The 22,015-nt window shown below is 72.2% G+C and carries 23 protein-coding genes; 11 read left to right on the top strand and 12 right to left on the bottom strand.

The features are described 5' to 3' along the window. Positions 1-10 precede the first annotated feature (10 nt). Genes P1V51_07575 through P1V51_07565 form a run of 3 tightly spaced genes read right to left on the bottom strand, consistent with a single transcriptional unit; the run spans position 11 to position 4,403 of the window. On the bottom strand, positions 11-1,921 hold the full coding sequence (locus P1V51_07575) for a tetratricopeptide repeat protein (protein ID MDF1562887.1): 1,911 nt from the start codon (positions 1,919-1,921) through the stop codon (positions 11-13). After that, positions 1,918-2,808, bottom strand: a complete 891-nt coding sequence (locus P1V51_07570; GenBank protein ID MDF1562886.1) for a sugar-transfer associated ATP-grasp domain-containing protein — start codon at positions 2,806-2,808, stop codon at positions 1,918-1,920. Before P1V51_07570 ends, P1V51_07575 begins: the two co-directional genes overlap by 4 nt. Next, complete coding sequence (locus P1V51_07565; protein MDF1562885.1) at positions 2,805-4,403, bottom strand: UUP1 family membrane protein; 1,599 nt, start codon at positions 4,401-4,403, stop codon at positions 2,805-2,807. Before P1V51_07565 ends, P1V51_07570 begins: the two co-directional genes overlap by 4 nt. 112 nt (positions 4,404-4,515) lie before the next feature. Between P1V51_07565 and P1V51_07560 the strand changes: the two genes are divergently transcribed. Beyond that, on the top strand, positions 4,516-5,493 hold the full coding sequence (locus P1V51_07560) for an SMP-30/gluconolactonase/LRE family protein (protein ID MDF1562884.1): 978 nt from the start codon (positions 4,516-4,518) through the stop codon (positions 5,491-5,493). A gap of 10 nt (positions 5,494-5,503) precedes the next feature. Here P1V51_07560 and P1V51_07555 read toward each other — a convergent pair whose 3' ends face one another. Together P1V51_07555 and P1V51_07550 are read right to left on the bottom strand one after the other, a co-directional pair. Continuing rightward, on the bottom strand, positions 5,504-6,244 hold the full coding sequence (locus tag P1V51_07555; protein ID MDF1562883.1) for an SDR family oxidoreductase: 741 nt from the start codon (positions 6,242-6,244) through the stop codon (positions 5,504-5,506). Continuing rightward, the gene (locus P1V51_07550) at positions 6,241-7,611 is read right to left on the bottom strand and encodes an FAD-binding oxidoreductase (GenBank protein ID MDF1562882.1); all 1,371 of its coding nucleotides are present in this window, start codon (positions 7,609-7,611) and stop codon (positions 6,241-6,243) included. Before P1V51_07550 ends, P1V51_07555 begins: the two co-directional genes overlap by 4 nt. Positions 7,612-7,662: 51 nt before the next feature. Here P1V51_07550 and P1V51_07545 point away from each other — a divergent pair, with 51 nt between their 5' ends. After that, positions 7,663-8,112 carry a VOC family protein gene (locus tag P1V51_07545; protein ID MDF1562881.1) on the top strand — a complete coding sequence of 150 codons (450 nt, stop codon included), beginning with the start codon at positions 7,663-7,665 and terminating at the stop codon, positions 8,110-8,112. Here the strand turns inward: P1V51_07545 and P1V51_07540 are convergent. Both P1V51_07540 and P1V51_07535 read right to left on the bottom strand, forming a co-directional pair. Continuing rightward, positions 8,109-8,546 (bottom strand): CoA-binding protein, encoded by a 438-nt coding sequence (locus P1V51_07540; GenBank protein MDF1562880.1) that lies wholly within the window; start codon positions 8,544-8,546, stop codon positions 8,109-8,111. The two genes, P1V51_07545 and P1V51_07540, sit on opposite strands and share 4 nt — an antisense overlap. Positions 8,547-8,550: 4 nt before the next feature. Then, positions 8,551-9,072, bottom strand: coding sequence for a molybdopterin-binding protein (locus P1V51_07535; protein ID MDF1562879.1), 522 nt, complete (start codon positions 9,070-9,072; stop codon positions 8,551-8,553). Between the two features lie 49 nt (positions 9,073-9,121). Here P1V51_07535 and P1V51_07530 point away from each other — a divergent pair, with 49 nt between their 5' ends. Continuing rightward, positions 9,122-9,328: a Trm112 family protein gene (locus P1V51_07530; GenBank protein MDF1562878.1), complete on the top strand. Its 207-nt coding sequence runs from the start codon at positions 9,122-9,124 to the stop codon at positions 9,326-9,328. A gap of 161 nt (positions 9,329-9,489) precedes the next feature. Beyond that, entirely contained in the window at positions 9,490-9,834 is a 345-nt protein-coding gene (locus P1V51_07525; GenBank protein ID MDF1562877.1) for an HPF/RaiA family ribosome-associated protein, read from the top strand. 31 nt (positions 9,835-9,865) lie between these two features. Here the strand turns inward: P1V51_07525 and xth are convergent, their stop codons facing one another. After that, a complete protein-coding gene (gene xth, locus P1V51_07520; GenBank protein ID MDF1562876.1) occupies positions 9,866-10,636 on the bottom strand; it encodes an exodeoxyribonuclease III in 771 nt (256 codons plus the stop codon). Positions 10,637-10,697: 61 nt separating this feature from the next. Between xth and P1V51_07515 the strand changes: the two genes are divergently transcribed. Continuing rightward, positions 10,698-11,810 (top strand): hypothetical protein, encoded by a 1,113-nt coding sequence (locus tag P1V51_07515; GenBank protein ID MDF1562875.1) that lies wholly within the window; start codon positions 10,698-10,700, stop codon positions 11,808-11,810. A gap of 1 nt (position 11,811) precedes the next feature. Here P1V51_07515 and P1V51_07510 read toward each other — a convergent pair whose 3' ends face one another. Further along, positions 11,812-12,762: a hypothetical protein gene (locus P1V51_07510; protein MDF1562874.1), complete on the bottom strand. Its 951-nt coding sequence runs from the start codon at positions 12,760-12,762 to the stop codon at positions 11,812-11,814. Positions 12,763-12,883: 121 nt separating this feature from the next. Continuing rightward, positions 12,884-13,909 carry an alpha/beta hydrolase-fold protein gene (locus tag P1V51_07505; protein MDF1562873.1) on the bottom strand — a complete coding sequence of 342 codons (1,026 nt, stop codon included), beginning with the start codon at positions 13,907-13,909 and terminating at the stop codon, positions 12,884-12,886. Between the two features lie 172 nt (positions 13,910-14,081). Here P1V51_07505 and P1V51_07500 point away from each other — a divergent pair, with 172 nt between their 5' ends. Together P1V51_07500 and P1V51_07495 are read left to right on the top strand one after the other, a co-directional pair. Beyond that, positions 14,082-14,567, top strand: a complete 486-nt coding sequence (locus P1V51_07500) for a cupredoxin domain-containing protein (protein ID MDF1562872.1) — start codon at positions 14,082-14,084, stop codon at positions 14,565-14,567. A 44-nt stretch (positions 14,568-14,611) separates the two neighbouring features. Then, complete coding sequence (locus P1V51_07495; protein MDF1562871.1) at positions 14,612-15,514, top strand: metallophosphoesterase; 903 nt, start codon at positions 14,612-14,614, stop codon at positions 15,512-15,514. 22 nt (positions 15,515-15,536) lie between these two features. Here the strand turns inward: P1V51_07495 and P1V51_07490 are convergent, their stop codons facing one another. Both P1V51_07490 and P1V51_07485 read right to left on the bottom strand, forming a co-directional pair. Next, entirely contained in the window at positions 15,537-17,642 is a 2,106-nt protein-coding gene (locus P1V51_07490; GenBank protein ID MDF1562870.1) for a phospholipase D-like domain-containing protein, read from the bottom strand. Beyond that, positions 17,642-18,370, bottom strand: coding sequence for a putative metal-binding motif-containing protein (locus P1V51_07485; GenBank protein ID MDF1562869.1), 729 nt, complete (start codon positions 18,368-18,370; stop codon positions 17,642-17,644). The genes P1V51_07490 and P1V51_07485 overlap by 1 nt, the downstream gene beginning before the upstream one ends. A 161-nt stretch (positions 18,371-18,531) precedes the next feature. On the opposite strand from P1V51_07485, the gene P1V51_07480 reads away from it, so the two are divergent. The 4 genes from P1V51_07480 to P1V51_07465 are packed head-to-tail and all read left to right on the top strand — an operon-like array spanning position 18,532 to position 22,011. Beyond that, a complete protein-coding gene (locus tag P1V51_07480) occupies positions 18,532-19,803 on the top strand; it encodes a hypothetical protein (GenBank protein MDF1562868.1) in 1,272 nt (423 codons plus the stop codon). Continuing rightward, positions 19,803-20,930, top strand: a complete 1,128-nt coding sequence (locus P1V51_07475; protein MDF1562867.1) for an FAD:protein FMN transferase — start codon at positions 19,803-19,805, stop codon at positions 20,928-20,930. The genes P1V51_07480 and P1V51_07475 overlap by 1 nt, the downstream gene beginning before the upstream one ends. After that, on the top strand, positions 20,927-21,538 hold the full coding sequence (locus P1V51_07470) for an FMN-binding protein (protein ID MDF1562866.1): 612 nt from the start codon (positions 20,927-20,929) through the stop codon (positions 21,536-21,538). Before P1V51_07475 ends, P1V51_07470 begins: the two co-directional genes overlap by 4 nt. Continuing rightward, positions 21,535-22,011 carry a hypothetical protein gene (locus tag P1V51_07465; protein MDF1562865.1) on the top strand — a complete coding sequence of 159 codons (477 nt, stop codon included), beginning with the start codon at positions 21,535-21,537 and terminating at the stop codon, positions 22,009-22,011. Before P1V51_07470 ends, P1V51_07465 begins: the two co-directional genes overlap by 4 nt. Positions 22,012-22,015 lie beyond the last annotated feature (4 nt).

Raw genomic sequence — 22,015 nt, 5'->3', positions numbered from 1 at the left:
CGCCCGGGGATCAGGGAGCCGGCGCGGGCTCGGCGCAGGCCTGCACCAGCGCCTGCAGGTCGGCGTCCTCACCCTCGCTGCTGGCGGCCTGGAGGACCGCCAGCTCCCTCCGGCAGGCCTCGAGCTCGCCCAGGGCTGCATGGCTGCGAGCCACCTGGCGGCGGGCCCAGAGGTCGTCCGGGGCGTAGTCGAGGATCTCCCGGAGGTGAGGCAGGGCCCGGGCCGGCTGCTCCTGCTCGAGGTCGAGACCGACGAGCTGGCGCAGGGAGGGCAGGTGGGAGGGGTCGAGCTCCAGGGCCTTCTCGAAGCTCTTCCGGGCCTCGTCGACCTTCCGGGCCTGGAGGAGCGCGAGGCCGAGGTTGTAGCGGCCCAGGAGGTAGCGCGGGTGATGGTCCACCAGCTCCTGGTAGAGCCGCACCGCCTCGGCCGGATCCGCCTGGCGCAGGTGGACCACCCCCAGGTCGAGGGTGGCGGCCGGGTAGTCTCCGCGGATGGCCAGCGCCTGCTTCAGGGCGGCCTCGGCCTCGTCGTAGCGCTCGAGCGTGGTCAGGAGCTTGCCCCGGTTGAGGTGCGCGATGGCGTAGTCGGCGTCGAGCGCGATGGCTTCGTCGAAGGCGGCCAGGGCCTCGTCGTTGTGCCCCGCCTCCGCCAGCACCAGCCCCAGGTTGTTGATGGCGGCCTTGTAGTCCGGCCGGTGCTCGACGGCCGCGCGGTAGGCCGCCGCGGAGGCCTCGAGCTTCCCCTCCCGGCGCTCGAGCGCACCGAGGTTGAAGTGCGCCTCGGGGTAGCGCCCGCCGCGAAGCTCGATGGCGCGACCGTAGGCCTGCCGGGCCTCTGCGGCCTCGCCGCTCCGCGCGGCGAGCAGCCCCGCCAGGAAGTGGTGCTCGGGGTTGCCGGCGTCCACCTCCAGGAGGCGCTCGACCTGGCGGCGCGCGGAGGAGAAGGCCTGCTCGGCCATCTCCAGCCGCAGCAGCCGCCGGCGGGCGTAGGTGTCGTCGCCGTCCAGGGAGATAGCCTTGAGGTAGGTCAACCGCGCCTCGTCCGGGCGCTCCAGCCGCTCGTAGGCGCGCCCGAGGGCGTCGTGGACCATCGGCAGATCCGGGGCGAGCACCGCGGCCTTCTCGAGGACCGCCAGGCCCCGCCGCCGCGCCTCCTTGCCCCGCCCGCTGGCGATCCAGGCGCGCCCGATCCGAACCCGCAGCTCGGGGATCGCCGGCGCCAGATTCAGGCCTCTCTCGAAGTGATCGGCGGCCTCGTCGTTGCGGCCCTCGAGGAGCAGGACCTGCCCGAGCTCGATCAGGGCTCGCGCGCGCTCCTCGTTGCTCCCCCGCGTGGTCGCAGGCAGCAGCGTCTCCCGGGCTCCGTCGAGATCGCCGCGGCGCCGCAGGCGGACCCCCAGGAGGATCCGCGCCCGGTCGAGGGTCTCGCGCAGCTCCAGCGCGCGACGCAGCGCCGCCTCGGCGTCGGCGTCGCGTCCGAGGCGGCCCAGGGCGATGCCCCGCCGCAGGTGCCAGCGCGCCTCGTCGGGCTGCAGGGCGAGGGCCGAGTCGACGGCGGAGAGGGCCTCGCTCACCTGGCCCGCCTCCAGCAGCCAGAAGGCCAGCTCCGCCCGGGGCGCGGGGCTCTCCGGGTGGTCGGCCACCACGGCGCGCAGGGTCTCGACCGCTGGCCCCACCTCGCCCCGGCGCCCGAGCGCGCGGGCCTCGCTCTGCCGGGGATCGACGATCGCGTCGTCGAGCTGCTCCTCCTCCGCGCCGTCCTCGCCCTCGGGATCGATGACCGCGCCGGCGTGGATCGTGACGATCATCGGCTGAGCGGCGCGATCCTCGGCGACCCGCTCCAGCACCAGCGCCCCGGTGATCAGGCCGGCGAGCACCGTGAGCACCGGCCAGAGTCGACTGACCGCCAGCGGGTGGCTCACGGGCCGGCCTCCACGATCTGCGCCAGGCCGCGGCCGTGGACGTTCTGGATCTCCAGCCCCGGACGGGCGTTGATCTCGAGCACGAGCGGGCCACGCTCGGCGTCGACCACCAGGTCGATCCCCAGGTAGCCCAGCGGCACGGCCGCCGCCGTCCGGCGAGCGACCTCCAGGATCTCCTCCCAGGCGGGGATCCGCGTCCCCAGCAGGGGCTCTCCGGTGTCGGGGTGGGTGGTGATCACCTTGCCGCCACAGAGCCCCCGGACGAGCTCGCCGTCCTCGAGATCGACCGCCAGCCCGACGCCGCCCTGGTGGAGGTTCGCGCGGCCGCCGGAGCGCCGGGTGGGCACCCGCACCATCACCATGAGCACCCGGCCCTCCAGCATCAACACCCGGATGTCGCAGAGGGCGCCGGGGAAGAGCCGCCCGAGGACGGGATCGGCCCGCACCTTCTCCTCGACGAAGGCCCGATCCTCGCGGTCCTTGGCGTAGGCCCCGAAGACGATGTCCCCCAGGTGCCGGCGCAGCTCGTCCTCGTCCACGATCCGCTCGGGGCCCCGCCGCCAGCCGCCGCCCTCGAGGGCCTCGTCCACCACCAGGATGCCGTCGCCGCCGCTGCCCCGGGCGGGCTTCACCACGAAGTGAGAGCGTCCCCGGAGCGCGGCCAGGGTGGCCGGCACCCGGTGGAGGGCCTCGCAGATGGCGATCACCTCGGGGGTGGGCACCCCCGCCGCGGCGAGCACCTCCTTGGTCAGGAGCTTGTCGTCCGCCAGCGGGTAGTCCATCCGGCGGTTGTGCGGGTAGACCAGCTCCACGTTGCGCCGGTTCATCCCGATGACCCGGGCGCGGCGCTTCACCAGGGCCTCGAGCCCGGAGAAGAGCGACCTCACGCCTCGCCCTCCGGCGCCAGGAGCCGACGGAAGCGCAGGTACTCGAAGAGGCGCATCCCCACCCAGCGGCCGAGGTAGACGTCGGCGGCGACGACCAGGAGGAGCACCTCCGGGAAGCCGATGATCAGCACCTGGAAGGCCAGGGAGGTCATCACCACGTAGCAGGCCAGCATCACCACCATCGTCCCCCCGAGGTGGAGGAGGGCCTCCCGGCTGCCACGCTCGACGAGGGAGAGGTAGAAGCGCTCGGCGGTGATCGCGAGGACCGCGATGGGGAAGGCGGTGACGTAGGCGAGGCGTCCGAGCTGGAGGTGATCGGCGAGCAACGCCGTGGCGAGGATGCTGCTGGTCACCGCGGCGAGGAGGATCGCCAGCATCGGTGAGTGCAGGAGCTGCAGCCGGTGGAAGACCCAGCGCACCGCCGCCACGCAGCCCACCACGATCAGCAACCCGGCCACGCCCCAGCCCGGGCCGGTGAGCCCGGCGCCGGCCGCCAGCAGGGCCGGCAGGAAGGTGCCGTAGGTGGGCATCCCCACCACGTTGCGGAAGAGCACCACCAGGAGCGCGCCGAGGGGCAACATCAGCACCGTCCGCAGCAGGGCGAAGGAGAGCCCCAGCCGCTCGAAGAGCGCCCAGACGTTGAAGGCCGGCAGCCAGGTGCGGGCCGCCGGCGAGGGCACCAGCGCGCGGCTCACGTGGAAGCGGTAGTCGAAGTTGATGTCCCGGGTGTGGCGGAAGAGCGCGGCGTCCCCCCGGTAGAGGGTGAGGTAGCGCTCGGGCAGCTCGGCGAAGTGTCCGTTGGTGGGGCCGAAGGGGACCCAGTGCCCCCCCACCCAGGCCTCCACCCACTGGTGCGAGGTCTTCTTGGTGCCGGCGTCGAGGATCAGACCCCCGACCAGCCGCGCCGGGATGCCGGCCGTGCGCGCCAGCGCGACGAAGAGCCGGCTCTTCCCGTTACAGCTCGCCTCCCCCAGGCGCAGCGCGGTGAGGGCGTCGGTGAGGCCCTTGAAGGGGCGCGCCCCGAGCGAGGCCGTCCGCTCGTGGATCTTCCGGAGCCGCTCGAGGACCGTGCCCTCGTCGGCGCCGATCTCCTCGAGGACCGCCTGGATCTCCGGTGCCCCCACCTGGATCGCCTCCTCCGGGGCGAGGTAGGGCGAGAGGGAGTCGGGATAGCGGGTGGGCACCTCCAGGGCCGGATCGATCGCGAAGCGCACCGGCCGCAGGGTCACGGAGAAGGCGTGCTCGATGCGGGCGCCGTCCCGGCCCCGCGCCGCGCTCCAGACCGCCTCTCGCCCCTGCTCGCTCGACTCCACCTCCAGGTGGAAGCCCGGGGAGTGATCCTGCTCCTGGGTGATCTCCTGGCGCGTGTCCGAGCCCGGCAGGTAGGTGCGCACCCGCACCGCCTCGTCCTGGCCGTCGAGCCGCAGGTCGTAGGTCACCCGGTAGCGCCGCTGCGGGAGGATGTCGGTGAGGTCGTAGCCCAGCGCGAAGATCTTGTAGGCCGAGATCCCCAGCGGCAGGAGGATCAGCCCGGCCCCCAGAACGATGCGCGCGATCTGGCGGCGCTTCCCGGATGTGGAGTTCGACGCTGTCATGGACCCACGCCGGGAGATTACGGGCTTTCGGCCGGGCGGCGCCAGCGTCCCGTTGGCCTGGCCCTCCGGGCCCCGGCCGGCCTATGCCTGCCCTCCAGGAGGAGAAAACCTGATGCGCCAGACGCTTGCCCTGCTCACCCTCGGCCTCTCCCTGCTCACCCTCACCGGCTGCCCGAAGGGCGAGCCGGCCCCCCGGCCCGACGCCCCGGGCGAGGCGCCCGCGGTGGAGGCCGCCCCGGCCGCCGAGAAGGCCGCCGCGCCGGCCGGGGGGCTCCGCCTGGAGGGCGTGGGCTTCGCCACCCCCGAGTCGGTGCTCCACGACGACGCCGCCGACCTCTACCTGGTCAGCAACATCAACGGCTCCCCCCTGGGCGTCGACGACAACGGCTTCATCTCCCGCGTCACCCCCGAGGGGAAGGTGAAGGAGCTGAAGTGGATCGACGGCGCGAGGGAGGACGTGACCCTGAACGCCCCCAAGGGCATGGCCATCAGCGAGGGCCTGCTCTACGTGACCGACATCGATCACGTCCGCCGCTTCGACCTGAAGACCGGCGATCCCCGGGGGGCGTTCCAGATCGTGGGCGCCACCTTCCTCAACGACCTCACCGTCGGCCCCGACGGCGCCCTCTACGTCTCGGACATGGGCATGATGATCGGCCCCGAGGGCTTCGGCCCCTCCGGCACCGACGCCATCCACCGCATCGAGGGCCCCGATCGCCACGCCCCGCTGGTGAAGAGCACCGAGCTGAACCGCCCCAACGGCCTCTGCTGGGAGAGCGAGACCCTCCGGGTCGTCACCTTCGGCGCCAAGGAGCTCTACGCCATCGAGGAGGGGAAGAAGACCCGCGTCCTGGAGCTCCCGGCGGGCCGCCTCGACGGGATCGTCGCGACCCCCGAGGGGCAGCTCCTGATCTCCAGCTGGGAGGCCCGGACGATCTTCGCCGGCCCCGCCGCCGGACCCTTCGTGCCGCTGCTGGAGGACCTCCAGTCCCCGGCCGACCTCGGCTACGACGCCCGGCGGGCGCGGGTGCTGGTGCCCCTCTTCGAGCTCGACGCCCTGCTCATCGCCCCGCTCCCGCCGGGGTCCTGAAGGGGCCGGCCTAGAGATCGAGGCGCTTGAAGATGACCTCGGGCACGTGCCGCAGCACGGTCATGATCCCGCGCCAGAAGCGAGGCAGGTAGACCACGTCCTCGCCCCGCTCGAGGGCCCGGACGATCCCCTCCCCCACCCGGCGCGGATCCGCGACGGCGAAGACCCCCGGCTTGCCGAAGGTCATCGCGGTGTCCACGAAGCCCGGCTTCACGGTGAGCACCCGCACCCCGGCCGGGTGGAGACGGCCGCGCAGGCCCTGGGTGTAGGCCGTCAGCCCGGCCTTCGCCGAGCCGTAGACGTAGTTCGACTTGCGGCCCCGGTCGCCGGCCACCGAGGAGAGGACGGCGAGGAAGCCGTGGCCCTTCTGCTCCAGGAGCTCGGCGGCGTGGGTGAGGACCGAGACGGCCCCGCGGTAGTTCACGTCGATCAGGTGGGCCGCCGCCTCGAAGTCCCGGGCTGCCTCCTCGGCGTCGCCGAGGGCTCCGAAGGCCAGCACCACGCCCCCGAGCCCGTCCCGGCAGGCGTCCACGGCCTCGAGGAGGTCCCGGTGGGTCTCCACGGCCTCGGCCTCGAAGGCCCGCGCGCCGGTCTCGATGCCGAAGCGCAGCTCGAGGTCCCGGGCCAGGCGCTCGGCCTCCTCGAGGGAGCGGGCGGCCAGGCAGAGGGGGTGACCCCGGCGGGCGAAGGCCTCCGCCACCCCGCGGGCGATGGGAGAGGTGGCCCCCAGGATCAGCACGGTCCCGCTCATGGCATCAGCTCCAGCCGGCGGGCGAGGTCCGAGACGAAGCGCCCCTCGGGGTCGATCTTCGCCTTCACCTCCTGCCAGGCCGGCAGCTCGGGGTACATCGCCCGGAAGGTCGCCGCGCTCATCCGCGCGTCCTTGGCCAGGTAGAGACGGCCCCCGTGCTCGAGCACCCTCCGGTCGAGCTCCTCGAGGAGCGCGTCGGTCTCGACGCCGCGGTGAGGCAGGTCGAGGGCCAGGATCACGCCCGGCTGGGGGAAGGAGAGCCGGGCCCTGGGCTGCCCCGGCCCCATCTGCTTGAGGACGGCCAGGAAGGAGGCCACGCCCGCCGCGGAGATGCGCTCCAGCACCTGCACCAGCGCCGCCTCGGCCGTCTCGAAGGGCACCACGAACTGGTACTGCTGGAAGCCCCCCGGCCCGTAGATCCGGTTCCAGTCCCTCACCCAGTCCAGGGGGAAGAAGAAGTCGGAGTAGCCCTGGACGACCCCGGCGCGCTTCCGCGGGTGCTTGCGGTAGAAGGCCTCGTTGAAGGCCCGCATGGTCAGCGGGTTGACCAGGCTCACGGGGGGCATCAGGGGCACCCTCGGCTCGAGGGGCTTCCTCGCCACCCGGTAGGGTTCGTCCCGCAGCTTCGCCGGCAGGTCCTCGGCGGGCAGCCAGTTGCCCCGCATCAGCACCCCGCGGCCGAGGCTGCTGCCCCGGGCGAGGCAGTCGATCCACGAGACCGAGAAGCCATAGGCGTCGTCGTCATCGGTGAAGCGCGCGAGGCTGGTGGAGAGGTCGGGGCTGCGCTCGAGGTCCACCGAGAAGTAGGCGCTCGGCACCCGCACCAGCCGCAGCCGCACCCACTCGATGAAGCCGGTGAGCCCCATGCCCCCGAAGGTGGACCAGAAGAGCTCGTCCTGCGCGCGCGCCGAGATCGTGTGGCGCGCGCCGTCGGGCCCGATCAGGCCCAGCTCGGGGACGTGGTTCGAGACCGCGCCGTCCCGGTGGTGGTTCTTTCCGTGGACGTCGGCGGCCACCATGCCCCCGAGGGTCACCTCGGCGGTGCCCGGCACCACCGCGGGGAAGAGCCCCCGGGGCAGGACGGCGTCGATCAACCGATCGAGGCGCGTCCCGGCCTCGGCCCGGACGAAGACCTCGTCGCCCTCCTCCTCGATGGCCAGCAGCCGATCGAGGCGCTCGAGGAGCACCGTCCGGCCGCCGCCGAGGAAGGCCGCGTCACCGTAGGCGCGGCCGAGCCCCCGGGGGATGCGCGCCTCGCCGGCGCGGGCGAGGCCCACGAGCTCGGCGATCCGCTCGGGGCGGTGCAGCTCGGTCTCGGCCTCCGGGACGCCGCCCCAGCCGGAGATCCTCTGTCGCTTTCCGGACATCGCACCCCAGGAGATACCGCGAAGGCCGCCGCCAGGCTATCTACCCACACCATGAGCGAACGCCCCTTCAAGATCCTCGGGCTGCAGCAGGTCGCCGTGGGCTCCGGCGACGCCGACGCCCTCTCCCACCTCTGGCTCACCCTCCTCGGCCTCTCGGAGCACGGCCGCTACCGGAGCGAGAAGGAGAACGTGGACGAGGTCATCGCCACCGTGGGCGAGGGCGAGGCGAGGGTCGAGATCGACCTGATGACCCCCATCGATCCCGAGGGGCGCCCGAAGGTGCACGACCCCGCCCTCAACCACATCGGACTCTGGGTGGACGACCTCCCCGCGGCCGTGGCCTGGCTCGACGAGCAGGGGGTGCGCTTCACGCCGGGCGGCATCCGCAAGGGCGCCGCCGGCCACGACGTCTGCTTCATCCACCCCAAGGGCAACGACGAGAAGCCCCACGGGGGGGTCGGCGTCCTGATCGAACTGGTCCAGGCCCCGGAGGGCCGCTAGGCGATCTTCGGGATCCCCATCCGCCGATGCTCCGCGTAGGTGCAGCGGTTCTGCACCACGTCGATGCCGGCCTCGAGGAGCCTGGCGCAGAAGTCGCCGTTCCAGATCCCCTGCTGCAGCCAGACCAGCTTCGGCCTCGGCTCCATGGCCAGGATCTCCTCGAGGTGCCCGGGCAGCGCGTCGGCGCGGCGGAAGACGTCGACGATGTCGACGGGCTCCTTCAGCTCGTCGAGGCGGGCTCGCACCGTCTCGCCGAAGAGGGTCTCCCCGGCCTTCGGCGCGTTCACCGGCAGCACCCGGTAGCCCGCCTGCTTCAGGTAGGCCGGGACGTAGTGGGCCGGGCGCTCCTCGCGGGGGTGGGCGCCGAGCACCGCGATGGTGCGCGCCTCGGTGAGGATGCGGCGGAGATCGGCTTCGTCCTTGTACTCGGGCATGGGATCAGACCTCCTGGAGGCGAGGCAGGAGCGTCGCCAGGCTGCAGGGCTTGGTGGTGTTGTCGAGCTGCGCCGAGAGGATCCCGTCCCAGGCGTCGGCGCAGCCCCCGGTCGAGCCGGGCAGAGCGAAGAGCAGGGTGCCGCGGGCCACCCCGGCGCAGGCCCGGGAGAGCATCGCGGCCGTGCCGATCTTCGGGACCGACTGCTGACGGAAGAGCTCACCGAAGCCGGGCAGCGCCTTCTCCCAGACGGCCTCAAGCGCCTCGGGGGTCACGTCCCGGCCGGTGATGCCGGTGCCGCCGGTGGCGATGACGACCTCGGTCTCGGGATCCTCGATCCCCTCGCGCAGCGCGGCCTCGATGGCCGGCTGCTCGTCCTTCACGATCCGGCGTTCGACGAGGCGATGCCCCGCCGCCTCGAGGCGGCCGATGAGAAGGTCCCCGGAGCGATCCTCGGCCACGCCCCGGCTGTCCGAGACGGTCACGATGCGAATACCCAGGGGCGAAAAGGCGCTTGCGGTGCTCACGGCGGATCCTCTTGCTTCGTCAGAGCCACTGTTGGAGGCTCGGGGTTCGATGCCGCTCTCCCCCGAACTCGCCGACCTCCTCGCCTGTCCCAGGACCCGCGAGCCTCTCGTCCACGTCGCCGAGCGGGGCCTACTCTACGCCCGCCTCGCCCGGCTGGCCTACCGCGTCGAGGAGGGGCTCCCCCGGCTCCTGCCGGAGGAGGCCCGGGAGGTGAGCGAGGCGGAGGCGGCCGAGCTGGAGGCGCTCCTCGGCTGACCTTGGCGCGCTGCGTCGTGGCCCGGGAGGTGCCCGCCTCGCCGCTTCGTGCGGGGCTTGCGATCCTGAACTCCGGATCCACGCTAGACTGGTAGCGTCCCACCGGGTGGACCCGGTCCGGGACCTCCACATGACAGCCATAGACAGTGAGGTGTCGACTCATGAAGCTGCCTCTCCAGGTCACGTTCCGTGACATCCCTGCCTCCCCCGCCGTCGAGCGCATCATCGAGAAGAAGGTCGACAAGATCGACTCTCTCTACGAGGGGGTCATGGGGTGCCGGGTCGTGATCGAAGCCCCCCACCGGCAGCACCAGAAGGGCAATCTCTACAGTTGCCACATCGACCTCTCGGTCGCCGGCGAGAAGATCGTCGTCGACCAGAAGGGCGACGGCGACAAGTCGCACGAGGACGTCTACAACGCCGTGAACGATGCCTTCCGGGCGGCCGAGCGCCAGCTCAAGAGCCTCCTGGCCAAGCGCCGCGACGCGAAGCGCGCGAACACCTGATCGGCGCGAGCCCCGCGGGGCTCCGGGCCACCTAGTCCCCCAACGTGAGGATCACCGGCGCGTGATCCGAGGGCTTCTGCCCCTTGCGCGCCTCACGGTCGATCTCCACCCCGGTGCAGCGCCCGGCTGCCGGCGCCGTGAGGAGGTGGAGGTCGATCCGCAGGCCGTCGTTCTTGGGGAAGGCGAGCTGGCGGTAGTCCCACCACGAGTAGAACCCCCCCTCCTCGCTGTGGAGGCGCTGGGCGTCGGCGAGCCCCCAGTCCAGGAGGCGCTGCAGGCTCGCGCGCACCTCGGGGTGGCAGAGCACCGAGTCCGCCCACTGCTCGGGCTTCGCCACGTCGCGGTCGTCGGGGGCGATGTTGAAGTCTCCGCAGAGCACCAGCGGAGCCTTCGGATCGCAGCGATCGACGAGGTAGCCCCGCAGCCGCTCCAGCCAGGCGAGCTTGTAGCTCCACTTGTCGGTGCCGACCTCCTTGCCGTTGGGCACGTAGGCGTTGAGGATCCGCACCCCCTCGTAGGTGCCGGCCAGCAGGCGCGCCTGCGGCTCCTCCTCCCCGTCGTCGAAGCCCCGCAGCACCTCCTCGAGGGGCCCCCGGGTGAGGGTGGCCACCCCGTTGTAGGTCTTCTGCCCGTGGCAGGTGACCCGGTAGCCGAGCTCCTCGAAGGGCTCGACCGGGAAGGCCTCGTCCACCGACTTCGTCTCCTGCAGACAGACCACCTCGGGCAGGTGATCCTCGAGCCAGGGGACGACCCGCTCGAGGCGGGCGCGGATGGAGTTCACGTTCCAGCTGACGATCTGCATCCCGCGATCCCTACCAGCCCATTGACTGCCCGGCGACTCCCTTCTACTTCCGATCCCTGGAATGCCAGCTCCTCGCCATCCCGGGGGCCTCGCCGGCCCCCTCGCCGGCCTCCTCCTCGCTCTGCCCCTCCTCGGGGGCTGCCCGCCGCCGACCCGACTGCGGCCGGACGACCCGGCGCCCCGTGAGCAGAAGAGGGAGGCGGAGACCCCCGAGCCCGAGCCGCTCGACGCGCCCCTCGAGCCGCCCCGCCACCTCCTCCTGCGCCACGACGCCCGGCTCCACCGCGTCGCCCACACCGGCACCACCCTCGGCCACGACGAGCGCTCCGGCCATGCCCACCCGCCGGGCGAGGTCTCGGTCTACCGGTTGGTGGCGGATCACGGCGCCTGGCTCGAGGTCGAGAGCCTCCCCGGGGAGACCGGCGACGCGCACTGCCACGAGGCCGACGGCCGGCTGCGGGGGCTGACCCTGCGGCTCTTCGTCCACCGCAGCGACGTGGCGCGGGTGCTGCGCACCTCGGTGACCCAGCACTACCCCGACGGAACCTCCCTGCGCCTGGCGCCCGGCGTCGGCGTCAGCGCCCCCCTGGGCTTCGAGGCCTCCGCCGGCGCCCAGATCCGCCACCTCCAGCTCTCGGGCCTCGCCCTGAACGCCGAGATCCCGGACACGGCGGTGGGCACCGACTACACGCCCTCTCCCCTCCCCGACCCCGAGCAGGCCGGCGCCGAGGGGGAGCGGGTCGAGCTCCCGCGCGGTGCCCACGTTCGCTTCGGGCTGGGCGCGCGGGTGCGGCTGGACGAGCCCCGCTCCGCCCGGGTGCTGGGCACCGCCAGCGGCCAGCGCCGGGTGAACCTGGGCAACCCCTGCGTGGAGCTCGTCGCCCTGGTGGGCTCGGAGGAGACCGCCACCGCCGGAAGCACGGCCGCGGAAGAGGGCGCCCGCCCGGGCCTCGCGGCCAGCGTCGCGCCGGGGACGGACCTCTTCTGGCCCGACGGCCGCCGCGCCGGGCGGGCCGTCCACCTGGCGGGCTTCGAGCGGATCGTCTCCGAGGGCGCCGGGCGCACCTGCCTCGCCCGGAGCGTCCCGCTCTGGCCGGGCGGCGCCACCGAGGGCGGCGCGGCCGGGGAGCTGGAGCTCTGCGTGCCCTCCGCCGCGGTGGTGCCCGGCGGCTAGCCTAGAGGGTCTGCGGCGCGGTCGGCTGCAGCGGGCAGGGGATCGGCGGGGCGCCCTCGCTCTTCGACTGGATGCACTGGACGAAGACGGCGGGCGCCTCTCCCACCAGACCGATGAGGGAGTCGATGCGCTCCTCGCCCACCTTCATCTCGAGGAGGTGGCAGCTCAGGGGCTGCCCGGCCGCCGCGCACTCGAGCCGGCTGGGCGTCACCTCACTGCCCGTGCGCCGGTACTCGTTGATGAGGGAGCTCGCCAGGCCATCCGTCATGCCCTGGGGATCGGCCACCCCGCCCTCGAGGTCCATGACCGCCAGCACCAGCATGCCGCCCGGGCAGGAGACCTGCGCCGGCGCGCTGCCGTCGAGCTTCACCGAACAGCTCTCGGGCAGGGGCGTCCCCACCGAGGCCATCCAGCCCCGCACGTCGAAGAGGGAGGAGGGGTCGACCCCCTGGCTCATGCCCCGGGGCAGCGCCTGGTGCTCGGCGAACCAGTCCCGCAGATAGGCGCAGCGCTCGGCCGGGATGTCACCGTGGGCGACGCAGGCGACCTGGCGCACCGAGCCGTCGTCTTCGTCCCAGGCCGCCACGTGGCCCGAGAAGAGGGGCTGGGAGTCCGGCCCGAGGAAGGCCACCTGGAGGCCCGGGCGCTCGACGCCGAGGTAGGCGGCCGAGCCGGGCTCGGAGGTGATCTCGCCGGCGAAGCCGCCGCGCGCGCCCACCAGCCAGGCGTCCACCTGGGCCTCCGCCGAGATCTCGGTGAGCTTCCCGAAGTTGGCGAAGAGGCGGTCGCAGGTGATGAACCAGGAGGAGGGATCGCCCTTGGCGGTGCAGGCCTCCAGCCAGAGAGGCGCCTCGGCCTCGGTGGCGGTCGGCGTCGGGGGCTGCTGCTTGCCTGCGCAGGCCGCGCTCGAGGCGACCAGGCAGGTCAGGGCGAACGAGAGAGAGGCGCGCATCGTCGATTCCTCGGGGGGTGTCAGGCGAGTCCGGGAGAGCTTCACGAGCCGCGCTCCCCTCGACCTGCGGGACACGATGGCACGAGCCCTCTTGCGTTCCAACGGCCGCGGGACCCTTTTGTCAGCCCCGCAGGCGCTCGTAGAGGAAGGGCAGCGAGACGTCCATCCGGTAGTCGATGCCCGAGTGGTCGTCCTCGAAGGTCTCGTAGCGGTGCTCGATCCCCAGCGCGTCGAGGCGCTGCTTCAACCGGCGGGCGCCGTAGTGGAGCTTGTACTGATCCCGGCTGCCGCAGTCGACGTAGAGCCCCTTCAGGGCGCGCAGGTTGGCCTCTACCGCCTCCTCCTCGATCATCCGCACGGGGTCGTGGCGCAGCCACTGCTCCCAGCGCGCGGGGATGAGCTCGCAGGTGTCCTCGGTGACCGGCAGGCGCACGCCGAAGGGGGCCTGCGGATCGGGATCGTAGGTGGCCGCCATGGCGAGACCCATCAGGATGTGAAAGTCCTTGCCGGAGACCTTCCGCGCCTCCTCGAAGCGGCGCAGGAAGCCGACGATGCCCTCCGGCTCCCGGGCGAGGGCGTCGAGGATCGCCGGGAAGTCGCCGAGGTAGCAGAGTTCGAAGGCCATGTCCCCGGAGTGGCAGGCCACCGCGCCCCAGGTGTCGGCGTGGCGCATGCCATGGACGATCGCCCCGTAGCCCCCGCTCGACTTGCCGAAGAGCGCGCGGTGCTCGGGGCCCCGCCCCAGGGGCAGCGCCGCCTCGAGGACCTCGAGCATCTCCTCGCAGAGGAAGCGCTCCCAGGCCCCGAGGGCCAGGGAGTCGATGTACTGGTTGCCGCCCAGGCGGGTGAAGCAGTCGGGGAAGGCCACCGCCACCGGCCCCAGCTTCCCCTCGTCGATGAGCCGGTCCACCCGCTGCGGCACCGACTCGGCGTAGGCGGACCAGGCCAGGTGCTTGGGGCCGCTCCCGGTGTAGCCCACCAGGTCGACCAGGAGCGGGAGCTCCCGCGCTCCCTCGGCCTCCGCCGGGAGGTAGACCTCGACCCGGCGGCGGTGGGGGTCACCCAGGAGGTTGCCCTTCAGGGCCTCGGAGTCGACCGTGAAGGTCAGGCGTCGACCGCGGGGGGCTTCGTAGGGATGCAGCGGCATGGGGGCGAGAGACCATCTTCGCCGGACGCGAGCAAGCCCTCCCGGCTCCGGGTGAATCGCCTGGCCCCGCGCCCGGCTCCCACGCAGGGCCACTGTGGCCTTCCCCGGTGAAAGCGAAGAAGATGCCGTTGGGAGCCTCGCCGAACAGAACCTCAGCAGGAAAGATCCGCTCATGCGCACCCTCGCCCCCCTCCTCTTCGCCCTCCCCCTCCTCGTCCTGACCACCGGATGCCCCCAGGAGGAGGCCGGAGGTGAGGCGGCCGCCGCCCACGCGTCCCCCCCGGCGGACGCCTTCGTGGACAACATCCCGGCCCTCCCCGAGGGTGCGCGCTCCCTGACGGTCACGGTCGGTGACGCCGGCTACGAGCCCAACACCCTCGAGGCCGGACCGAAGGAGACCGTGGTCCTCGCCTTCACTCGCACCTCGAAGAGCCCCTGTGGTCAGTACGTCCAGGTCCTCGGCACCGACACCCGGGCGGAGCTGCCCCTCAACGAGACGGTGAACATCCCGGTCGAGATGCCCGAGAGCGGCACCGTCACCTTCGCCTGCGGGATGGACATGATGCGCGGCGTGATCAACGTGGTCGCCGTCGACCTCCCGCCGAGCGCCGAGCCCGCGGCCGCGGGAGACGCCCCGGAGGCAGAGAAGGCCGGCTGATCCCCCCGCGCCGGGATCCCGAGGCATGGTACTCCCTTGAGACCATGGCTCGCCCCCGACCGATCCGCCTGGTCCACCTCTCCGATCTCCACCTGACCGCCTCCGACGAGGACAGCCGCTCCGAGCCGCGCCTCTTCGGCAAGCTCCAGGGCATGAACGCCACCTTCCGCGCGCTGCTGCGGGAGGAGCCCGTCCAGAGCGCCGACTGGATCCTCGTCACCGGCGATGTCACCGATCGCGGGGACCGCGAGGCCTGGGAGGTCTTCTGGGCGGCCGTAGGGGAGGCAGGCCTGAAGCGCCGCGTCCGCCTCGTCCCGGGCAACCACGACGTCTGCCACCTCGGGGCCCCCAGGATCGGCGAGCGCTCCCGCCTCATGGGCGAGGACCTCGAGAGGATGCGGGCGGGCGTCTGCCTCGGCCGGCCCCGCAAGCAGACCCTCTTCCCCTGGGTGGAGTTCCTCGAGCCCGGCCGCCTGGCCCTCATCGGCCTGGACTCCAACAACGCCGGGAACGGCAACGGCGTGGTCAACGCCATCGGGCGGATCGGCAACCGCCAGACCCGGCGCCTGGTGCGCCTCCTGCGGCAGCCGGAGGTGGCCGCCTGCCCGGCCAAGATCCTCCTGATGCACCACAGCCCCAACCTCCCCCGCGCTCGCCGCGGCGCCGAGCACTACGGGCCGCTCTCCCGCTGGGGGCACGAGGTCCCCGATGTCGACCGGGTGACCCTGCGCCACCTCTGCGCGCTCGGCGGGGTCCGGCTGATCGCTCACGGCCACCTCCACCGCAGCGACGATCGAGAGCTCGACGGCGTCCGGATCGTCGGCGCCCCGGCGAGCACCGAGCCCAAGCCCGGCACCAGCGGCGTGTATCGGGTCTACGGCTACGAGGTGCGCGGCGCCACCGGCCGCATCCACGTCACCCCCATCGACCTTCACCCACGGCCCTGAATCCGGAGCTCCCCCCGGACAATCAGAACATATCGGGACCGACCTCGAGGAGGTAGTCGCCGGAGAACGTCAGCGGGTAGGCGAAGCCGTCCGGCCAGCTCTGCAGGCGCGCCGCCTCGGCCTCGGGCGCGTCGAGGTCCCCGACGTTGTCCTTCCACCAGTTCATGATGGACTCGTTGTCGGCCGCCGCTGCCTTGAGGACCTCGAAGTCGTTGATCGGATCGCCGTTGAGCTGCCGCGACCAGCCGGGCCCGGCGATGTTGCGGAAGACCCGCTGGCGCACGGCAGTGGCGAGGCCATCGTCGAGGACCGAGCCGTTCATCTCGCCCTCGTACATGTAGCCGCGGTTGTTGTAGTTGCAGGAGCCCAGGGAGACGAAACGGTCGTCGATGATCCGGATCTTCGAGTGGGTGTCGATGTTCTGGAGGTGCAGGTCGACCGTGTCCCAGAAGATCCCCTCCTCGGTGTAGAGGTCCGCCGTCTTGAGCACCAGCACCAGGTAGCGGTCGGGGAAGAGCTCCCGGAAGAGCGCATCGCCGAGGTAGGTGAACTTCAACCCGCCGTCGAGGGTGCCGACCTCCTTGGTCACCACGATCAGGCGGAGGTCGGGCTTCTCCAGCATCCGCTGCACGATGATCTGCTCGAAGATCGGCGCCCGGAAGTACTGGTCCTCGATGTAGATGTAGTGCTCCGCCTGGGCCAGGGCCTTGGCGTGGCTCTCCCGGATCTGCATCTGGGAGAAGGGCTCGGGCAGCGTCGCCACCACCTGCGTGAGCACCCCACCGTTCGGCTCGGGCGCCGCCGGGTCGAGGGCCCAGGCCGTCGCGTTCTCCGAGAACATGTCTCCCGCCGCGAGGCCGAGCTCGAAGCGGTTCCAGAGGATCTCCTCGACGTCCCGGGCGACCGGCCCGGCGATGCGCATCATGTAGTCCTTGCGCGGGCCGAGCTCGGGCAGCTCGTTGCGGGTGAGCACGTCCATCCGCGCCGCGTTCGTGGCGTCGAAGGTCATCCGGCGGGCATCGAAGACAAGGTGCTCGTTGCTGTCCCAGTCGGTGGACTTGGTGTTCATGCCGCCGACGAAGGCGACCTGCCCGTCGATCACCGTGGCCTTCTGATGGTAGCTGGCCGCGTCGGTGGTCAGGGGCTGTTGCTGGCTGCCCAGCTCCCCCTGGTGGAGGGTCCGCCCGGCGTAGCGGGGGTTCTCGAGCACCCGGGGCGCGAAGGCGAAGTACGTCGGCTGGCCGAAGTACTGCCCGCCGAGCGGCACGGCCGTGGGGTTGCCCTGGAGGATCACGTCGAAGCCGTCGCCCGCCGCCTCGGCCTTGTCACGCAGCGCGGTGTCGGTGTTCAGGTAGGCCGCGTAGTCCGTGTTGTCGCCCCAGAAGCGGTTGATCAACACCTTCCAGTCCACGCCCGGGAGGGAATCGACGATGCCCATCACCGTGTAGGGGTAGCGAGCGGCCTCGATCTCTCGCGGGTGATCCGGAGAGCGCCAGAGCTCGAAGTCCGACTCCCAGAACCAGGTGGTCCAGGTCACGCGCCGGGTGGCCGTCTTCAGATCCTCGTAGACCGAGGCCCAGGCCTCCTCGCCGTCGAGGTAGACCTCGACGTCGTTGAGGGAGGGCGGGCTCGCGCTCGCCGCGAACCAGCGGTGATCCAGGCCGGCGAAGACCGAGAAGACCCGGCCGTCGGTGGCCTCGATGGTCCGCTGGTCCTCACCGGTCACCGCCCGGGCGCCGCCGTCGGGCACCGTGACCGAGAAGGCGTCCGCCGAGGTGGTGCCGTCGTAGCTCACCGTGAAGGTGGTCTCGAAGTAGTCCGGGGCCGAGATGCGGACCGGCAGCTCGAAGGGGTGCCCCTCGGCCACCCGGATCAGCGCCACCCCCGGGCCCGCGCCGACCTCGTCGATCGCGGTGGGGGCGAGGCCCAGGGTGATCGTCGCGTCGGCGTGATCCCTGCCCCAGATGTCCAGGGGGACCAGCTCCAGGTAGGTCGCGGCGGGCAGGTCACCGCCGCCGCCGTCGCTCGTGCCGCCCCCGTCGGGGCCGCCCCCGCCGGTGCCCTTCGGGCAGCCAGGAGCGAGGGAGAGGAGGAGTGCGAGGAGGCCTGCAGAGATCGTGCGCGTCATCACCAGCTCCCCACCACCAGCTGAAGGGTATAGGGCGCGGCGCAGCTCTTCCCGCTCACCGAGCGGATCTCGAGCTCGTACCACCCCGTGTCGTCGGTCCCGAGACTCCCACCGTGGTTGATCAGCTCGTAGCCGCCGAGAGCCTCCCGATCCGAGCTGAGGATCAGGCCCTGATCGGCGCCGTTGGCGTCCTCGACCCAGTAGAGGTCGAGGGCGTAGTCGGCATCGGCCGGCACGCCGTAGAGCCAGGCCTCGATGTCGAAGTAGGTGGTCAGGCCGTCGTTCACGTAGAAGCGGTAGCGGTCGACGTCGGACTCGGGGAAGAGGTGGCCGAAGATCAGGGTCTCCCGGGTGTCGGTGAGGTCGCCGAGCTCCACCGGGGTCGTGTCGTTGGGCTCCCACTCGTCGCCGTCGAAGTCCTCGTCGGTGTCGCCGTCGCAGTCGTTGTCGAGGTGGTCGCAGAGATCGACGCTGTAGCCGGGGTTCACCTCGGGCTCCTCGTCGTCGCAGTCCCCCTCGGCCACCGAGTAGCCGTCTCCGTCGAAGTCGACCACCTCCTCCTCCCACCAGGGGTCGCCCGCGTCGGCGGCGCCCCCATCGCTGCCTCCGTCCTCGACGGGATCGCCGCCGTCGGGGATCCCCCCGCCCCCGCCCCCGCCGGGGCAGGCCGAGAGGATGAACAGGGTCAGGAGCAGACCTGGGCCGGTGAGCAGAGGTGAGCCTCGCATGGGCTCATCCTAGCCCCGGCGCCCGGAGAAGACCTGTTTTCGGCCGCTTCGGCGTTCGGCAGTGGCGAGGTCGATTTTTCGGACTTCTTTATTGACAATGGTTCTCATATTCATCTAAACGAAGATCTCCGAATTCACCCCGACCCACTGGAGACTCTCCGATGCGTCCCTCTTCGCTCCGCACCGCCCTCCTCGCCGCCCTCCTCCTCCTGCCCGCAGCCACCCTCGCCCAGGCCGAGGCCGCCACCGAGCCGGCCCCCGAGCCCGTCGCCGAGGCCCCCCACGAGGCCTCCGAGACCGACCGCAAGCTGGAGATCCTGGCGGCCGAGATCGAGCGGCTGCGCCTCGGCGAGGTCGCCCCCTCCGCCACCCAGCGCAAGTTCGGCCTCGGGCCGGCGGCCTCGAAGGTCTACCAGGCCGAGCGAGGCGTCTCCCTGGGCGGCTACGGTGAAATGCTCTACCAGAACGAGCTGGACTCCGACGGCACCGACGTCTTCGACTTCTACCGGAACATCCTCTACGCCGGATACAAGTTCGACGACCGCTTCGTGCTCAACACCGAGATCGAGATCGAGCACATCAGCGAGGTCTTCCTCGAGTTCGCCTACCTCGACTTCCTCTGGCGTCCCGAGCTGAACGTCCGCGCCGGTCTGTTGCTGGTCCCGATGGGGATCATCAACGAGCTGCACGAGCCCACGACCTTCCTGCCGGCGCTCCGGCCGGAGACCGAGCGGCGGATCATCCCCTCGACCTGGCGAGAGAACGGCGTGGGCCTCTTCGGTGACCTCGGCCCGGTCAGCTACCGCGCCTACCTGATCAACGGCATGGACGGCACGGGCTTCGGGGGCACCGGCGGCCTGCGGGGCGGCCGGCAGAAGGGCGCTAAGGCCCTCGCCAACGACTTCGGCGTGGTCTTCCGGGCCGACTACGTCGGCCTCGACGGCCTCCTGGTGGGTGGCTCGGTCTACTACGGTGGCGCCGATCAGGGTCAGCTCGACACCCAGGTGACGAACCTCGTCTACGAGGGCCACGTGGACTTCGGCTGGCGGGGGCTGAAGCTGCGCGCGCTCTACGCCGGGGCCCAGGTGGGCGGCGCCCTCGAGCTCTCGGACCTGCGAGCCGTGGACGGCGACGCCCCGGTCGGCGAGACGATGAGCGGCTTCTACGCCGAGGCCGGCTACGACCTCCTCTCCCTGGTCGAAGGCACCCGCCTCTCGCTCTCCCCCTACGTGCGCTACGAGCGGCTGAACACCCAGCAGACGATGCCGAGCGGCTACCCGGCCGACCCTGCGTCCGACCGGGAGTTCCTCACCCTCGGGCTGGCCTTCGCCCCCATCGAGCAGGTGGCGGTCAAGGCCGAGTGGCAGCGGCACACCGACGCGGGTGGCGCCGACGACTCCACCCTCAACCTCCTGCTCGGGTACATCTTCTGATGTTCGGGATCTCGAACCGAGCTGGTCGCCGACGGGAGTGGCGGGGCGTCCTCCTGGACCTCTCCTCCCTGGCGGCGATGATCACCCTGCCGGTGGCGCTCGCCGGGCTCCTCCTCCTCGAGGGTTGCGGGCACCCGGCGAACCTGCCCCCGGCGGCGGCGAGCACGCCGGCGCCCGTGGGCCCCGCCCTCACCCGCCTGCAGCGCTCGGCCTCGGTGATGGGCACGGCGATCGAGCTGGAGGTGCTGGCCGGGGATCGCGCGACCGCGCTGCGGGCCAGCGAGGCCGCCCTGCGCGCCCTGGAGGCGACCGAGGCCCGGCTCTCCACCTGGCGGGCGGACACCGAGCTCGCCGCCCTCAACACCGCGACGCCCGGACGACCTCACCCGATCTCCGACGCGCTGCGCGAGGACCTCGGCCTGGCGCTGGAATGCAGCGAGATCACCCGGGGCGCCTTCGACCCCACGGTGGGTCCCCTGGTCGAGGCCTGGGACCTGCGGGGTGAGGGCCGCCGACCGACCGAGGACCAGCTCGATCTCGCCCTGGGCAAGGTGGGCGCCGGGCACCTGCGCCTCACCGAGGAGGGGGCCCTCAAGTACGCCCCCCTCACCCTGGACGAGGGGGCCTTCGGCAAGGGCCGGGGCCTGGACCTCGCCCTCGAGGCGGCCCGCGAGGCCGGCGCCCGCGGCGCCACCCTCGATCTCGGCGGTCAGCTCTCCCGGCTGCCGGCCTCCGGGGAGCGCGACCGCTGGATCCCCCTGGCCCACCCCCGCGACCGCCAGCGGATCGTGGCCGAGGTGCGGTTGGGGGCGGGCTCCCTCGCCACCAGCGGCAACGGCGAGCGGGGCATCGAGGTGGAGGGCGAGCGCGTCGGCCACCTCCTCGATCCTCGCACCGGCCGGCCGGCCGAGGACTTCGGCTCCCTCTCGGTGCTGGCGCCGACGGCCGCCGAGGCCGACTGCCTCTCCACGGGCCTTTACGTCCTGGGACCTGAGGCCGCCCTGCGCTACGCGGCGATCACGCCTGGCGTCGAGGTCTTCGTGGTCGACACCTCGGCCGTGGGGACTCCCCGGATCTGGAGCTCCGACGACGCTCTCCTGCGACCACTCCCGGCCTCCCTCGAATGATGACTCCCCCTTCACGCTCACGCTCCCATCGTCCGATTCGACCCGGCCGGGGCCGGGGTCTCGCCCTCCTCCTCGCCAGCGGGCTGCTCTGGGCCTCGCCAGCGAGCGCAGGCGTCCGCCTCGAGGGGGACGAGGCCCTGGCTCTCGCCTTCCCCGGCTGTGAGATCGAACGAAGGACCGTCTTCCTCTCCAAGGTCCAGAAGGAGGCCGCCGAGAAGCTCGCCGGCGCGAAGATCGAGAGCGCCTTGGTCCACCCCTACCTGGCCACCTGCGAGGGCAAGCCAGGGGGCGCCGCCTACTTCGACGTCCACCGGGTGCGGACCCTCCCCGAGCGGGTGATGGTCGCGGTCGATGCCGGGGGGAAGATCCTCCGGATCGAGGTGCTCTCCTTCGACGAGCCGCCGGACTACCTGCCGCGCCGGGGCTGGTACGGGCAGTTCGAGGCCAAGCGCCTCGAGGACGACCTCTCGCTCGAGGGCGCCATCCGGCCCGTCGCGGGCGCGACCCTCACCGCCGAGGCCACGAGCAAGGCGGCCCGCCGGGTGCTCGCCCTCCACCGCGTGATCTTCGGCGCGAAGGCCGAAGTCCCGCCGGAGCCGGCGCCGTGAGCCCGGCCCTGCGCTGGGTACAGCACGGCGCGAACCTCTCCGTCACCGCCACCGGCCTCGTCTACCTCTGGATGAAGTTCCTCCTCGAGCCGGCCGACGAGTGGGCGGTGGTGAACCATCCCTGGCAGCCGACCCTGCAGCACCTCCACGTGCTCGCCGCCCCCCTGCTCGTCTTCACCTTCGGCCTCCTCTTCCAGGTGCACCTCGCCGCGCGCCTGCGCCTCGGGCCGGCCGGGAGGCTCACGGGGCTGGGCCTCGCCTCCACCTTCGTCGCGATGGCGGCCTCGGGCTACCTGCTCCAGATCTCGGTGGCCGAGGGCTGGCGGGCGGCCTTCTCCTGGATGCACCTGGGCAGCGGGGGGCTCTGGGTGGCCCTGAGCGTGGCGCACACCCTGGTCGCGCTGCGTGTCCGGAGGAGCCGCCGGGCGATGGAGCGGATCCTCCAGGCCCGGCTCTCGACCCTGGAGGGGTAGGGCC

This window comes from Deltaproteobacteria bacterium (genome assembly GCA_029210625.1).
In the GTDB taxonomy this organism is placed as follows: Bacteria; Myxococcota; Myxococcia; order SLRQ01; family SLRQ01; genus JARGFU01.
Note: the sequence above shows the minus strand (reverse complement) of the source record. Positions and strands in the feature narration are given on the sequence as shown.

Coding starts and splice junctions, on each gene's coding strand:
- P1V51_07555 (MDF1562883.1), bottom strand. CDS start 6,244: ATGAGCGGGACCGTGCTGATCCTGGGGGCCACCTCTCCCATCGCCCGC.
- P1V51_07485 (MDF1562869.1), bottom strand. CDS start 18,370: ATGCGAGGCTCACCTCTGCTCACCGGCCCAGGTCTGCTCCTGACCCTG.
- P1V51_07530 (MDF1562878.1), top strand. CDS start 9,122: ATGCCGCTCTCCCCCGAACTCGCCGACCTCCTCGCCTGTCCCAGGACC.
- P1V51_07490 (MDF1562870.1), bottom strand. CDS start 17,642: ATGACGCGCACGATCTCTGCAGGCCTCCTCGCACTCCTCCTCTCCCTC.
- P1V51_07545 (MDF1562881.1), top strand. CDS start 7,663: ATGAGCGAACGCCCCTTCAAGATCCTCGGGCTGCAGCAGGTCGCCGTG.
- P1V51_07515 (MDF1562875.1), top strand. CDS start 10,698: ATGCCAGCTCCTCGCCATCCCGGGGGCCTCGCCGGCCCCCTCGCCGGC.
- P1V51_07480 (MDF1562868.1), top strand. CDS start 18,532: ATGCGTCCCTCTTCGCTCCGCACCGCCCTCCTCGCCGCCCTCCTCCTC.
- P1V51_07550 (MDF1562882.1), bottom strand. CDS start 7,611: ATGTCCGGAAAGCGACAGAGGATCTCCGGCTGGGGCGGCGTCCCGGAG.
- P1V51_07500 (MDF1562872.1), top strand. CDS start 14,082: ATGCGCACCCTCGCCCCCCTCCTCTTCGCCCTCCCCCTCCTCGTCCTG.
- P1V51_07540 (MDF1562880.1), bottom strand. CDS start 8,546: ATGCCCGAGTACAAGGACGAAGCCGATCTCCGCCGCATCCTCACCGAG.
- P1V51_07510 (MDF1562874.1), bottom strand. CDS start 12,762: ATGCGCGCCTCTCTCTCGTTCGCCCTGACCTGCCTGGTCGCCTCGAGC.
- P1V51_07525 (MDF1562877.1), top strand. CDS start 9,490: ATGAAGCTGCCTCTCCAGGTCACGTTCCGTGACATCCCTGCCTCCCCC.
- P1V51_07495 (MDF1562871.1), top strand. CDS start 14,612: ATGGCTCGCCCCCGACCGATCCGCCTGGTCCACCTCTCCGATCTCCAC.
- P1V51_07565 (MDF1562885.1), bottom strand. CDS start 4,403: ATGACAGCGTCGAACTCCACATCCGGGAAGCGCCGCCAGATCGCGCGC.
- P1V51_07505 (MDF1562873.1), bottom strand. CDS start 13,909: ATGCCGCTGCATCCCTACGAAGCCCCCCGCGGTCGACGCCTGACCTTC.
- xth (MDF1562876.1), bottom strand. CDS start 10,636: ATGCAGATCGTCAGCTGGAACGTGAACTCCATCCGCGCCCGCCTCGAG.
- P1V51_07560 (MDF1562884.1), top strand. CDS start 4,516: ATGCGCCAGACGCTTGCCCTGCTCACCCTCGGCCTCTCCCTGCTCACC.
- P1V51_07470 (MDF1562866.1), top strand. CDS start 20,927: ATGATGACTCCCCCTTCACGCTCACGCTCCCATCGTCCGATTCGACCC.
- P1V51_07475 (MDF1562867.1), top strand. CDS start 19,803: ATGTTCGGGATCTCGAACCGAGCTGGTCGCCGACGGGAGTGGCGGGGC.